Origin of the sequence: Curtobacterium sp. MCBD17_035 (genome assembly GCF_003234815.2) — a bacterium.
Classification (GTDB): Bacteria; Actinomycetota; Actinomycetes; order Actinomycetales; family Microbacteriaceae; genus Curtobacterium.
In genome coordinates, this window is record NZ_CP126279.1 from 1980923 (window position 1) to 1993951 (window position 13029).

Here is a 13029-nt window from a genome sequence, read left to right on the forward strand (position 1 = left end):
CACGGAAGGAACCCCCACGACATGCGTCCGCTCCGCAGCTCCGGGCCGCGCCGCTCCGGCCTCATCGCCGCCGCACTCGCCGTCACCGCGGCACTCGCCCTGACCGGCTGCTCCGGCGCGTCGGACGACACCTCCGGCGGCCGGGACGCCACCGTCCGGGTGGGCCTGGTGCTCGAGCCCACGAGCCTCGACATCCGGAAGCAGTCGGGCGCCGCGCTCGACCAGGTGCTCATCGACAACGTGTACCAGGGCCTCGTCGGACGCACGCAGGACGGGGGCATCCGGAACGTGCTCGCGTCGAAGCGGTCGGTGTCGGCGGACGGTCGCACGTACACGTTCACGCTGCGCGACGGCATCCGGTTCCAGGACGGCACCCCACTCACCGCATCGGACGTCGCGTGGTCGCTCGACGACTTCCGCGCGAGCTCGACCTACGTCGACGCGGGTGACCTCGCGTCGGTCTCGGACGTCACGGCGCCGGACGACCACACCGTGGTGGTGCGGCTCGCCCGTCCCGACTCGAACCTGCTGTTCGCGCTGACCGGTCGCGCGGGTGTCGTCCTCGAGCGTGGCGCCCACAACGACCGCTCCGACAGCGCGATCGGCACGGGGCCGTTCCGGGTCAGCAGCTGGAAGCAGGGCGACTCGCTGACGTTCACCCGCTGGAAGGGCTACTGGGGCGCGAAGGCGAAGGTGGCCAAGGTCGTCTTCCGCTACATCACCGAGGCGTCGACCGCCGTCAACGCCATGGCGAACGGGGACCTCGACGTGGAGACGGCGGTGGACGGCACCCTGAAGGGCCAGCTCCAGGGGGCCTCGGGCATCTCGCTGCACACCGGCGAGACGACCGACAAGTACACCCTCGCCTTCAACGACCGCGAGGCGCCGTTCACGGACGTGCGGGTCCGGCGGGCCATCCGCGAGGCTATCGACCCGAAGGCGCTCATCAAGGCCATCGGCGGCACGGGCGTCGAACAGGGCGGACCGATCCCGGCGCTCGACCCGGGGTACCAGGACCTGACGGACATCGATGCGTACGACCCGGCCGACGCGCGGAAGCTCCTGCAGGAGGCGGGGAAGCACGACCTCGACCTCACGCTCACGTACGCGAACATCTACCCGTCGACGATTGGCGACGTCCTCACCTCGCAGCTCGCGAAGGTCGGGATCACCCTGCACGTCAAGCGCGTCGACTTCACCACCTGGCTCGACCAGGTGTTCGGGAAACACGACTTCGAGTTGAGCATGGTCGACCACACCGAGTCGCGCGACTTCGGCAACTGGGCGAACCCGGACTACTACTTCGGGTACGACAACCCGCAGGTGCAGCAGCTCTACGCCGACTCCCTCGCCACCACGGACACGAGCGAGCGGGACGCCGACCTGCGGAAGGCCGCCCGCATCGTCAGCGAGGACGCCGCGGGCGAGTGGCTCTACACCGCGACGACGATCACCGCCATCCGCCACGGCGTGACCGGCTTCCCCACGAACTCGACGAGCACGCGACTCGACCTGTCGAAGCTCGCCGTCACGGGGTGACGCCGCTCGTAGGCTTGACCCCGTGACCCGATTCCTCGTCGGGCGGCTGCTCCTGCTCGCCGTCGGCCTCCTCGTCGCGAGCGTCATCGTCTTCGCCGCGCTGCGGGTCCTGCCCGGCGACGTCGCACAGGTCGTCGCCGGGACGCAGGCGTCGGCCGCGCAGGTGTCCGCCGTCCGTCGGCAACTCGGGCTCGACCGTCCGCTCGTCGTGCAGTACCTCAGCTGGATCGGTGGGGTCCTGCACGGCGACCTCGGCCGTTCCCTCGTCACGGGTGGCGCGGTGGCACCGCAGATCGCGCAGAAGCTCGCCGTCACCCTGCCGCTCGCGGGCCTGTCCCTGCTCTTCGCCCTCGTGCTCGGGGTGCCGCTCGGCGTGGTCGCCGCGGTCCTCCGACGTCGACCCGCCGGCGTGGTCATCTCGATCGTGGCGCAGGCCGTCGCCGCGATCCCGGTCGTCTGGGCCGCCATGCTCCTGGTCGCCGTGTTCGCGGTGCGGCTCCGGCTCCTGCCGACCCAGGGGTTCCCGCTCGACGGCTGGCACGAACCGGGGCGCGCGTTCGCCGCCCTCGTCCTGCCGGCGCTGACGATCGGCGCGGTCGAGGGTGCGGTCGTCCTCCGGTTCACGCGCTCCGCGACGCTCGGCGTCCTCGGTGCCGACCATCTGCGCACCGCGGCGGCGGTCGGGCTCACCCGGCGGGCAGCGCTCCTGCGGCACGGGCTGCCGTCGGTCGCGCTCACCGTGCTCGCGGTCCTCGGCGTGCAGATCGCGGGGCTGCTCGTCGGCGCCGTCCTCGTGGAACAGGTGTTCGCGCTGCCGGGCGTCGGACGCATGCTCGTCACGGACGTCGGTCGCCGGGACCTGACGAAGGTGCAGTCCGAGCTCCTCGTGCTCACCGGGCTCGTGCTCGTCGTGGGCTTCGCGGTCGACGTGGCGCACCGCCTCCTCGACCCCCGTCTCCGGGAGGCAGCGTGACCGCCCGGGCCGCGGGACGGGGCGAGCACGGCTTCCTCCGACGGCTCGTCACCCGGCCGTCCGGCGCGGTGGCGGTCGTCGTGCTCGGGCTCCTCGTGGTGGCCGCGGTCGTCGCGTCGTTCTGGACGCCGTACGACCCGTTCGACACCGACCCGTTCCACCAGTGGCGAGCGCCGAGCGGCGCCCACTGGTTCGGCACCGACGCCGTCGGCCGTGACATCGCGAGCTACGTGCTCGCGGGCGCGCGGACGACGGTCCTGGTCGCCGTGGGGTCCGGCGTCATCGCCTCGGTGGTCGGGATGCTGCTGACCGCCGTCGGGTCGTTGACGAGCCGGTGGGTCCGCGAGGGCATGGCCGTGCTCCTCGACGTGCTCGTCGCGTTCCCGACGCTCCTCACGGCGATGCTCCTCACGGCCGTGTTCGGCGGCTCGCTCGGCGTCGTCGTCGTGTCGGTCGGCCTGAGCTTCGGCGTGACGATCGCCCGGGTCGCCCGCGGCGAGATCCGCCGCATCGCGCGGAGCGACTACGTGACCGCGGCACGCGCCGCCGGCGTCGGACCGGTCGGCGTGCTCCTCCGCCACCTCGTGCCGAACGCGGCACCGCTGTTCACCGTGCAGCTGTCGCTCGCCATGGCGACGGCCGTGCTCGCCGAGGCCGGGTTGTCGTACCTCGGGTACGGCGCGTCGTCGTCCACCGCCTCGTGGGGCAGTCTCCTCGCCGACCTGCAGACCTACATCGGCGTGCACCCGTGGAGCGCGGCCTGGCCGGGGGCGGCGATCGCCCTCGTCGTCGTCGCGCTGTCCCTGCTCGGCGACGCCGTGCGCGACGCGTCGGACCCACGACTGACCGGACGACGGCGCGACCTCGATGCCGACACCGGCGCGACCGCCGGTGCGGCCGACGCCCGGGAGGCCCGTCCTGCGCCCGCAGGGATGCCCGCCACCGCCGACGCCACGGTCGAGGTCCACGGAGGGACCGCATGACCGCCGTCGACCGCGCCGAGCACGCCGGCGGTCCGGGTCATGGCGCGACGGCGGACCTCACCGTGCGCGGCCTCACCGTGCGGATCGGCGGGCGGACCGTGCTCGACGACGTCTCGTTCGCCGTCCCCGCCGGGGCCCGTGTCGGTGTGATCGGCGCGTCGGGGTCGGGCAAGTCGATGACCGCGTTGGCGGTGATGGGCCTGACGCCCCCGGATGCCGCCGTCTCGGGCAGCGTGCGCCTCGGCCCCGACGAGCTCGTCGGTCTGTCGGACCGCGAGCACGCCCGCTACCGCGGTCGTCGGATCGGCATGGTGTTCCAGGAGCCGGGGACGGCACTCGATCCGATCCGGCGGGTCGGGTCGCAGATCGCGGAGCCGCTGCGGCTGCACCGCGGACTCGACCGCCGCGCCGCCGCGCAGGCCGCCGTGGACCTGGCGGTCGCGGTCGACCTGCCCGACCCGGAGCGCCTGCTGCGGCAGTACCCGCACCAGCTGTCCGGCGGCCAACGGCAGCGCGTGTGCATCGCCATGGCCCTCGCGGGCGAGCCGGCCTTCCTCCTCGCGGACGAGCCGACGACGGCGCTCGACGTGACGACGCAGGCCCGGGTCCTCGAGCTGTTCGACCGCACCGCCGACGAGCGGGGCACCGGTCTGGTGTTCGTCACGCACGACCTCGCCGTCCTGGCGCGCATCGCCGACACCGCGGTCGTGCTCGACGCGGGACGAGTGGTCGAGTCGGGTCCGGTGACGGGCCTCCTGGCCGCGCCGCGGCACCCCGCGACCGCCGCGCTCGTCGCTGCCGCCGCCGCCACCGCGAGGAGGACCCCGTGAGCGAGGACACCACGAGCGGCGGGAGGGGGGTCGGGACCGCCGCGGCGGGGCACACCCAGCACGAGGACTCGCCCGCGCTCGAGGCGCGCGGACTGTCACGGACCTACCGGCTCCCGCGTCGCGGCCCGTTCGAGCCCGGCGCGACGCGGACCGCCGTCGACGCCGTCGACCTCACCGTCCCCGCGGGTGCGCGCCTCGGCGTCCTCGGCGCGTCGGGCTCGGGCAAGTCGACGCTCGTCCGCCTCCTCACCGCGCTCGAGGCACCGACGTCCGGGAGCGTCAGCGCCTGGGGTCGCCCGCTGTCGGCAGCCGCCTCCGCGCGCACGACGCGCTGGTTCCGGCGCCGCACGGGCATCGTGTTCCAGGACCCGTACGCGTCGCTCGACCCGCGCATGCGCATCGGTCGGACCGTCGGTGAGCCGTTGCGCGCCCTCCGCGTGCCGGGCGACCACGCGGCGCTCGTCGCCGAGGCCCTGCACCGGGTCGACCTGCCGGACGACGCCGCCGACCGGTTCCCCCACGAGTTCTCCGGCGGTCAACGCCAGCGCATCGCGATCGCCCGCGCGGTGGTGCACCGGCCCGCGCTGCTCGTCGGCGACGAACCGATGAGCGCGCTCGACGTCGTCGTTCGTGCCCGGGTGATCGACCTGCTCGACCGCCTGACCGAGGACCTCGGGATGACGCTCGTGCTCGTGTCGCACGACGTCGGCGTCGTGCAGCGGCTGTGCGACCGGGTCGCGGTGATGGACGCCGGGCGGATCGTCGAGCAGGGCCCGGCGACCCTGCTCGACGACCCGCGGCACGACGTCACGCGGGGACTCGTCGCGGCCGCGCCGACGCTCCCGCCGGTCTGAGGTCCGGCCCGACCGCTGCGCCGGACGGGAGGCCGTCGCCCTGCACCGCGGACGGCGTCCGGCCCACCGACCTCACCACTGCGGCGGGTGCCGCCGCTGCCATCGCACCCGACGCTCGAGCTGGGCGCCGAGGGCGAGGACCGTGCGCTCCCCACCGGGGCGGCCGATGAGCTGCACGCCCATGGGGAGGCCGGCGTCCGTGGTCGACACCGGCAGCGTGATCGCCGGCAGCCCGGCGACGTTGCACATCGAGGTCCACGACGAGTACCGGCACTGGTCCGCGAAGTTCTCCTCGGGGTCGTCCGAGTACCAGCCGAGCGGTCGCGGCGGGAGCGCGAGCGTCGGGGTGAGCACGGCGTCGTACGACGCGAACGCCTGCACCAGGGCGACCGAGAACGCATCGAGTCCGGCCATGGCCTCGAGCACCGCCACGCCCGAGAGCTCCCGTCCGCGTTCGACGAGCCACGCGGTGAGCGGTTCCAGGCGTGAGGGGTCGAGACCGGGCACGTCCGGGATGCGTGCCGCGGAGGCCTGCCAGGCGACACGGAACCACCGGGCGTACTCCACCCGCGGCATCGCGACGTCCTCGACGCCGTGCCCGAGCGCGTCGAGGAGCGCCAGGGTCTCCGCGACCGCCGCGGCGGCCTCGGGACTCGTCCGCACGTCGACGGCGTCGTCCCACGGTGACCCGTGCAGGAGCCCGACCGTGAACCGGCCCTCACCGCGGGTCGCCGCGGCCGTGAAGGGACCCTCGCCCTCGTCCGGCGTGCGGAGCGCGAACGGCTCCGGGACCGCGCGACCGCTCGGCGCCACGAGGGCGTCGAGCAGCATCCCGGCGTCCGCGACCGACCGCGTGATCGGCCCGGCCACCACGAGTCCGCCGAGTCCGGCGCGCCCGGGCATCGCCGGCACCCGCCCGCGGGACGGCTTGAGCCCGACGAGGCCCGTCGCGGCGGCCGGGATCCGCACCGACCCGCCGCCGTCGGACCCGACCGCGGCGGGCAGCAACCCGGCCGCGACCGCCACCGCCGCACCACCGCTCGACCCACCCGGGCTCGCCGACGTGTCCCACGGGTTCCGCGTCGCACCGGTCGCGAGCGATTCGGTCGTCGACGACAAGCCGAACTCCGGGGTCGCGGTGCGGCCGAGGGACACCGTCCCGGCGTCGTCGAGCGCCCGCACGAGCGGGCTGTCCGCGACCGCCGGCGTCGCGGCGACCGCTCGGGAGCCCGCCCGCGTCACGAATCCGGTTCGGTCCACCAGGTCCTTGTCACCGCTCGGGAGGCCCCACAGCGGCCTGGACGTCGGCACCCGTTCGGCGAGGTGGGCAGCACGATCACGGGCGGCGTCGGCGGTCACCGCGGTGAACGCCCCGAGTCCCGGGTCGATGCGCTCGATCCGGCCGAGGTAGTGCTCCGCGACCTCCAGCGGGGAGGCCTCGCCCCGACGGATCCAGTCCCACAGGTCCTGCGCGCTGAGGTGGTGGAGTTCGAACACGGCTCCCGAGCCTAGCCAGCGGCGCCGGCGGCGGCGCGGAGGCGGATGCTCCCGGCGGTGCGGACGGTCATGCGAGCGGGCGTCGGCCCCGGCCGCCCCGCAACCGGAGCTGCATGGTGACCGTGCCGAGCCACCGTTCGTACTTGTAGCCGACGCGCGCCATCCGTCCGGTCTCGGTGAAGCCGAGCGACGCGTGCAGCCGGATCGACGCCTCGGCGGCCCGGTCGGCGATCACCGCGACGACCTCGCGCACCCCGGCGACCGCACTCTCCTCGAGCAGCGCGGTCAGCAGGGCACGTCCGAGCCCCTTGCCACCCGACGCCGGGCGGAGGTAGATCGAGTCCTCCACCACGCGGTTCGAGCGGTCCCGGGGGTTCCAGGGCGTCACGAGCGCGTACCCGAGGATCTGCCCCGAGGGGTTCTCGGCCACGAGGAACGGCAGCCCGCGGCGGCGCACGTCGTCGTAGCGCTGCTTCCAGGCCGCGAACGAGAACGCCGACGCGTCGAACGTGACCGACGAGTTCCGGACGTAGTGGCCGTGGATGTCACGGACGTCGGGCAGGTCGCTCGGCTCGGCCGCCCGGATCACGTAGGTGAACGCCGGTTCGGGTGTGGTCGCGGGCCGGAGGTGCCGGGGCAACCGCCGACGCGGCTGGTATTCCTCTTCGAGCACCGCACCCGTCCCTCCCGGCCGCGGTGGCCGCGACGCCCGCCAGCCTACGGACCGGCGAGGCGGGGCGTCCGGCGCTCACACCGTGTCGGGGAGGGTCCAGTCCATCGGCTCCGCGCCCTGTGCCTCGAGCAGCGCGTTCACGCGCGAGAACGGGCGCGAGCCGAAGAAGCCGCGTGCGGCCGACAGCGGACTCGGGTGGGCCGACGCCACCACCGGTGTGTCCCCGAGGAACGGCTGCACCGCCGCCGCCTGCGCACCCCACAGCACCGCGACCAGGGGCGCCTCGCGGGCGGCCAGCGCCCGCACGGCCTGCTCGGTCACGCGCTCCCAGCCCCGCCCGCGGTGCGACGCCGGCGCGCCGACCCCGACCGTGAGCACGCGGTTGAGGAGCAGGACGCCGCGCGACGACCAGGCCCGGAGGTCGCCGTGCACCGGCGGCTCGACGCCGAGGTCGTCCCGGAGCTCCCGGTACACGTTCGCGAGGCTCCGCGGGACCGGCCGGACGTGCGGGTCGACGGCGAACGACAGACCGATGGGGTGCCCCGGCGTCGGGTACGGGTCCTGACCGAGCACGAGCACGCGGACGTCGTCGAACGGGTCGGCGAAGGCCCGCAGGACGGACGGCCCCGCCGGCAGGTACGGACGTCCGGCGCGGACCTCCTCCCGGAGCCACGCCCCGATCGCGTGGACGTCGTCCTCCACGGGTGCGAGCGCCCGCGCCCAGCCGGGGTCGACGAGCTCGGCGAGGGGGTGCACCGCGACGCCGTCGGTCATGCGCCGATCGTCGCCACCGAGACGAACTGGTCGCCCTCGCCGTCCTCCGATGCGATGACCCGCCAGACGCTGCCCGAGCCACGGACCTCGAGCGCGCCCTCGCCGACGATGAGGACGGTGTCCTCGTCGATGGCGACACCACCCGCGACGACGCCGGCCTCGGCGGCTGCGACGAGCCGCGAGAGCGTGCCCGCCTGCGCCGCGTGGACGTCGATCGCGAGGTCGACGAGGCCGAGGCCCTCCTGCAGCGTGACCTCGTCGAGGCCCTCGCTGGTCCACTCCGGCGAGACGTCCACCCCGCCGATGCGGAACCCGCCGACGAGCGCTCGGTCCGCCGCGATCATCGCGCCCGCCGAGTACCCGAGGTACGGCAGCGAGTCGGCCACGAGCAACCGGATCTGGTCGACGAGCGGCACCGTCGCCGTCACGTAGTCCGGCGTGCGACCACCCGCGATCACGAGGCCGTCGACGTCGCTGAGCACGCGGGTGTCGAACGTGGCGCCGGCCGCGACGACGTCGGGGAGGAGGTCGCCACCGCCCGCCTCGCCGAGCAGCGCGACCAGGGTGTCGGCCGCGTCGGGTGCGCCGACCGCGAGCACGGCGACCCGCGGCGCGGACCGGCCGACGATCGCGCCGCGCTGTGTCGCCTCGGCGAGGAACCGTCCGTACACGTCGGAGGCCTGGGTGGCGTCGGTGCCGCCACCGACCAGGTGGACGCTCACGATTCGGCCGTCACGGGTGCGAGGGCGCTCCACGGGAACGTGATCCACCCGGAGACGCGCCGCCACACGTGGTCGGGCTCGAGGACGGTTCCGGGCTTGGAGTAGAGGCAGGCGCTCCGGACGTCCGCCCCCGCCTGCCGGACGATGTCGACGACGAGCGCGAGGGTGCGGCCGCTGTCCGACACGTCGTCGACGACGAGCACGCGCTTGCCGGCCAGGCTCGGCGCGTCGAGTGCCGGGGGCAGGACGATCGGCGCGGCGAGCCGTTGCTCGACGTCGGTGTAGAACTCGACGTTGATCGACCCGCACATCTTCGTGCCGAGGGCGTAGGCGACGGCACCGCCGATGAGGAGTCCGCCGCGGGCGACCGCGACGACGACGTCCGGCACGAACCCCGCGTCGAGGACGTCCTTGGCGAGGTGCCGCGCGGCGTCCCCGAACTCGAGCCACCCGAGCACCTCGGCGTGGGACGGGGGTGCGTCGGCACCCGCGGACGTGACGGTGGCGGGCGCCGGATCGGCGGGCGCTGCCGCGGGGACGGCGTCGGCGGGGCAGGTCATCCCGCCACGCTATCGCCCTCACGGTCCGCGGGCGCTACCGGGTGCGGAGTTCGCCCCGGGCGACCTTGTGCTGCGCGGACTGGGCGACGGGCTTGATCGTCACGAGGTCGAGGTTGACGTGCGCGGGGAGCTCGACCGCGTGCACGATGGCGGCGGCGACGTCCTCGGCGACGAGCGGGTCGGCGACGCCCTGGTAGACGGCGTCCGCGCGGTCCTGGTCGCCGCCGAACCGCACGAGCGAGAACTCCTCGGTGCGGACCATCCCCGGGGCGATCTCGACGACCCGGATCGGCTCGCCGCTCAGCTCGAGGCGGAGGACCGCGACGAGCGCGTGCTCCGCGGCCTTCGCGGCGTTGTAGCCCGCGCCGCCCTCGTACGGCACCGTCGCCGCGGTCGACGTGACCGTCACGACGTCCGCGCCGCCCGTGACGTCGGCCCGGGTCCGGAGATGGGGCAGCAGCGCGCTCGTCACCTGCTTCGTGCCGATGACGTTGACCTCGAACATGGCACGCCAGTCGTCGACGCTCGAGGTCTCCACCGGCTCGAGCCCGAACGCGCCACCCGCGTTGTTGACGAGGGCGTCCACGCCGCCCAGCTCCCCGACCCGTGCGGCGAGCGCCGCGACGGCCGATGCGTCGGTGACGTCGGCGACGAACGCCTCGCAGTCGGTCTCCTCGGCGAGCGCCGTCAGCCGGTCCTCGCGCCGGGCGACCGCCACGACCTCCCATCCGTGCGCGCGGAACAGGCGGACCGTCGCCGCTCCGATGCCCGAACTCGCTCCCGTGACGACCGCGCGTCGTGCTGCCATGTGCTGTGTCCTCCTGTGCCGACTCCGGTGCCGACTCCTGTCGTCCAACGGTACCGGGGCGACCCCGAGGGGGCGGTCATCATGGTGCGCGTTCGGGTAGCGTGGCGGGGCATGAGCACGGACGTCCTCTCGACCGCGCCCTCGGCTCCTCCGGTCGCTCCCGACGGGCCTGCACCAGCGCGGGTGCGGGTGCCGTTGTGGGACACCGCGCGGTTCCTCGCGGTGACGCTGGTCGTCATCGGGCACGCGATCCAGCGGCAGACGACCGCGAGCGACCACGCGATGGCGCTCTACACGTTCATCTACGCGTTCCACATCCCGGCGTTCGGTGTGATCAGCGGGTACTTCTCGTCGTCCGCGACCCCGACCGCCGTGCGGATGCGACGCACGATCGCCGAGATCGTCGTGCCGTACATCGTCATGCAGACGATCTGGACGGTGGTGGAGTCGATCGTCGAGGGCCGGAAGCAGTTCAACCCGACGCAGCCGACGTGGACGCTCTGGTTCCTGCTCGCGCTCGGGATCTTCCGACTCGTGCTCCCCTACCTGGCGCAGCTCCGGTGGCCGCTGCTGTGGACGGTCGCCGCGAGCATCGGCGTCGGGTACCTCGACAACGTCGACTCCACCCTGTCGCTGTCCCGTGCGATCGGACTCATGCCGTTCTTCGTCCTCGGCTGGCAGCTCAAGGGCTGGGGGGTGATGGACCGGTGGGCCGGCGCGCCGCGGCGGGTGGTCGTGTGGGTGCGGTCGGCCGCGGTCGTGGTGCTCGCGGCGTGGGGCTCGGCGTGCGTCGTGTTCGTCCGGCCGTTCCGCTCGTTCGAACTGCACCACTGGTTCTTCTACGACGACTCGTACTCGGGGCTCGGGCAGGACGCCTGGTGGGCCGGGTTCTTGCGACTGGGGCTCATGGTGCTGGCGAGCGCCCTCACGGCGTCGTTCCTGCTGCTCGTCCCGCGGCGGCGGGTGTGGTTGTCGGCCTTCGGGCAGGCGACGATGTACGTGTACCTGCTGCACACCTTCGTGCTCTACCCGATCCGGGAGTCCGGGGTGCTGTCGGGTCCGCACTCGGCCTGGCCGTACCTGCTGCTCATGGTGGCGCTCGCGATCACGGTGGCCGTGCTGCTCGCGACGCCACCGGTCCGGGCCGCGACCCGGTGGCTGCTCGAGCCGCGGGTGCCGCTGCTGTTCCGGCGCGACCCGGACCAGGAGCCGACGTCGGAGGCGACGCGCGCCTCCTGACCCGACCCGCGCCTCCCGACCCGACCCGCGCCTCCCGGAGCGGGTCGCCGACGAGTTCCGACGCCGCCGTGTTACGCGCGCTGACGCCCGACGTTGCCGCGGGTGGAGGGCGGTCCTAGCCTGGCCGGACCGCGAGGGTGCGCCGTCCCTCCCGACGTCACCACGGCGCGTGCGGACTGCGAGGACGGACACCATGACCGAGACCACCGACCCGACGACCTGGCGTTTCGAGACGACGCAGGTGCACGCGGGTGCCCGACCGGACCCGACGACGGGGGCGCGCGCGACGCCGATCTACAAGACGACGTCGTACGTCTTCGAGAGCTCGGACCACGCCCGCGACCTGTTCGCCCTGGCCGCGCCGGGCAACATCTACTCGCGGATCATGAACCCGACGAACGACGTCGTCGAGCAGCGCATCGCGGCGCTCGAGGGTGGTACGGGCGCCCTGCTCGTGTCCTCCGGGCAGGCGGCCGAGACGTACGCCGTGCTCAACATCGCGGGCGCCGGCGACCACATCGTGTCCTCGTCGTCGATCTACGGCGGCACGTACAACCTGTTCAAGTACACGCTCGCCAAGCTCGGCATCGAGACGACGTTCGTCGAGGACCAGGACGACCCGGACGAGTGGCGCCGGGCCGTGCGGCCGAACACGAAGCTCTTCTTCGCCGAGACGATCGGCAACCCGAAGATCAACGTGCTCGACATCGCGACGGTGTCCGCCGTCGCCCACGACGCCGGTGTGCCCCTCATCGTCGACAACACCATCGCGACGCCGTACCTCATCCGTCCGTTCGAGCACGGCGCCGACATCGTGGTGCACTCGGCGACGAAGTTCCTCGGCGGCCACGGCACCGTGATCGGCGGCGTGCTCGTGGACGGCGGCCGGTTCCCGTGGTCACAGCACGCCGAGCGGTTCCCGGAGCTGAACCAGCCCGACCCGTCGTACCACGGCGCCGTGTTCACGCAGGCGGTCGGGGACGGCCTCGCGTACGTCGTCAAGGCGCGGGTGCAGCTCCTCCGCGACCTCGGTGCTTCGAACTCGCCGGACACCGCATTCGCGCTGCTCCAGGGCATCGAGACGCTGAGCCTGCGGATCGAGCGACACGTGCAGAACGCGCAGGAGATCGCGGAGTGGCTCGACCGTCACCCGGACGTCGCGACGGTCGCGTATGCCGGACTGCCGACGAGCCCCTGGTACGCCGCGGCCACGAAGTACGCCCCGAAGGGCGTCGGCGCGGTGCTGTCGTTCGAGCTCAAGGGCGGCGTCGACGCCGGCCGGGCGTTGGTCGACAACCTGTCGCTGTTCAGTCACCTGGCGAACATCGGTGACGTGCGGTCCCTCGTGATCCACCCGGCGTCGACGACGCACTCGCAGCTCACGCCCGAGCAGCAGCTCACCACGGGCGTGACGCCGGGTCTCGTCCGCCTGTCGGTGGGCATCGAGAACGTCGCGGACCTCATCGCCGACCTGGAGGCCGGGCTCGCCGCCGCGCGTCGGGTCGCCGAGGCGGGCCTCACCGCCTGACGACCGACCGGCCCGGCTCCGACGCCCTCCCGCCGACATCGCGCAACAC

13 protein-coding genes are annotated in these 13029 nt (G+C 73.8%); 7 read left to right on the forward strand and 6 right to left on the reverse strand.

All coding sequences use genetic code 11. The features are described 5' to 3' along the window. The first annotated feature begins 21 nt into the window (after positions 1 to 21). From DEI93_RS09370 to DEI93_RS09390, 5 genes are all read left to right on the forward strand, one after another. Complete coding sequence (locus tag DEI93_RS09370) at positions 22 to 1539, forward strand: ABC transporter substrate-binding protein (RefSeq protein WP_111120596.1); 1518 nt, start codon at positions 22 to 24, stop codon at positions 1537 to 1539. Between the two features lie 22 nt (positions 1540 to 1561). Next, entirely contained in the window at positions 1562 to 2512 is a 951-nt protein-coding gene (locus DEI93_RS09375) for an ABC transporter permease (RefSeq protein WP_111009221.1), read from the forward strand. Beyond that, complete coding sequence (locus tag DEI93_RS09380; RefSeq protein ID WP_111120595.1) at positions 2509 to 3495, forward strand: ABC transporter permease; 987 nt, start codon at positions 2509 to 2511, stop codon at positions 3493 to 3495. The genes DEI93_RS09375 and DEI93_RS09380 overlap by 4 nt, the downstream gene beginning before the upstream one ends. Then, positions 3492 to 4325 (forward strand): ABC transporter ATP-binding protein, encoded by an 834-nt coding sequence (locus DEI93_RS09385; RefSeq protein WP_111120594.1) that lies wholly within the window; start codon positions 3492 to 3494, stop codon positions 4323 to 4325. Before DEI93_RS09380 ends, DEI93_RS09385 begins: the two co-directional genes overlap by 4 nt. Positions 4326 to 4417: 92 nt before the next feature. Beyond that, entirely contained in the window at positions 4418 to 5179 is a 762-nt protein-coding gene (locus DEI93_RS09390) for an ABC transporter ATP-binding protein (RefSeq protein ID WP_111120603.1), read from the forward strand. 72 nt (positions 5180 to 5251) lie between these two features. Here the strand turns inward: DEI93_RS09390 and DEI93_RS09395 are convergent, their stop codons facing one another. From DEI93_RS09395 to DEI93_RS09420, 6 genes are all read right to left on the reverse strand, one after another. Continuing rightward, a complete protein-coding gene (locus DEI93_RS09395) occupies positions 5252 to 6676 on the reverse strand; it encodes an amidase (protein WP_111120593.1) in 1425 nt (474 codons plus the stop codon). 67 nt (positions 6677 to 6743) lie between these two features. Then, positions 6744 to 7349, reverse strand: a complete 606-nt coding sequence (locus tag DEI93_RS09400) for a GNAT family N-acetyltransferase (protein ID WP_111013757.1) — start codon at positions 7347 to 7349, stop codon at positions 6744 to 6746. A 75-nt stretch (positions 7350 to 7424) separates the two neighbouring features. Beyond that, entirely contained in the window at positions 7425 to 8123 is a 699-nt protein-coding gene (locus tag DEI93_RS09405) for a uracil-DNA glycosylase (protein ID WP_111013756.1), read from the reverse strand. After that, positions 8120 to 8845, reverse strand: a complete 726-nt coding sequence (locus DEI93_RS09410) for a Type 1 glutamine amidotransferase-like domain-containing protein (protein ID WP_111013755.1) — start codon at positions 8843 to 8845, stop codon at positions 8120 to 8122. The genes DEI93_RS09405 and DEI93_RS09410 overlap by 4 nt, the downstream gene beginning before the upstream one ends. After that, positions 8842 to 9405 carry a phosphoribosyltransferase gene (locus tag DEI93_RS09415; protein ID WP_111009228.1) on the reverse strand — a complete coding sequence of 188 codons (564 nt, stop codon included), beginning with the start codon at positions 9403 to 9405 and terminating at the stop codon, positions 8842 to 8844. The genes DEI93_RS09410 and DEI93_RS09415 overlap by 4 nt, the downstream gene beginning before the upstream one ends. Before the next feature lie 34 nt (positions 9406 to 9439). Next, the gene (locus tag DEI93_RS09420) at positions 9440 to 10213 is read right to left on the reverse strand and encodes an SDR family oxidoreductase (RefSeq protein WP_111009229.1); all 774 of its coding nucleotides are present in this window, start codon (positions 10211 to 10213) and stop codon (positions 9440 to 9442) included. Between the two features lie 111 nt (positions 10214 to 10324). Between DEI93_RS09420 and DEI93_RS09425 the strand changes: the two genes are divergently transcribed. Further along, a complete protein-coding gene (locus tag DEI93_RS09425; protein WP_111009230.1) occupies positions 10325 to 11452 on the forward strand; it encodes an acyltransferase family protein in 1128 nt (375 codons plus the stop codon). A gap of 193 nt (positions 11453 to 11645) precedes the next feature. Beyond that, positions 11646 to 12980 carry a bifunctional o-acetylhomoserine/o-acetylserine sulfhydrylase gene (locus DEI93_RS09430; RefSeq protein ID WP_111120592.1) on the forward strand — a complete coding sequence of 445 codons (1335 nt, stop codon included), beginning with the start codon at positions 11646 to 11648 and terminating at the stop codon, positions 12978 to 12980. Positions 12981 to 13029: the final 49 nt, after the last annotated feature.

Excerpts from the sequence above, each read along its gene's own strand:
- DEI93_RS09370 (WP_111120596.1), top strand. The coding sequence starts at position 22 with ATGCGTCCGCTCCGCAGCTCCGGGCCGCGCCGCTCCGGCCTCATCGCC.
- DEI93_RS09385 (WP_111120594.1), top strand. The coding sequence starts at position 3,492 with ATGACCGCCGTCGACCGCGCCGAGCACGCCGGCGGTCCGGGTCATGGC.
- DEI93_RS09405 (WP_111013756.1), bottom strand. The coding sequence starts at position 8,123 with ATGACCGACGGCGTCGCGGTGCACCCCCTCGCCGAGCTCGTCGACCCC.
- DEI93_RS09415 (WP_111009228.1), bottom strand. The coding sequence starts at position 9,405 with ATGACCTGCCCCGCCGACGCCGTCCCCGCGGCAGCGCCCGCCGATCCG.
- DEI93_RS09420 (WP_111009229.1), bottom strand. The coding sequence starts at position 10,213 with ATGGCAGCACGACGCGCGGTCGTCACGGGAGCGAGTTCGGGCATCGGA.
- DEI93_RS09425 (WP_111009230.1), top strand. The coding sequence starts at position 10,325 with ATGAGCACGGACGTCCTCTCGACCGCGCCCTCGGCTCCTCCGGTCGCT.
- DEI93_RS09430 (WP_111120592.1), top strand. The coding sequence starts at position 11,646 with ATGACCGAGACCACCGACCCGACGACCTGGCGTTTCGAGACGACGCAG.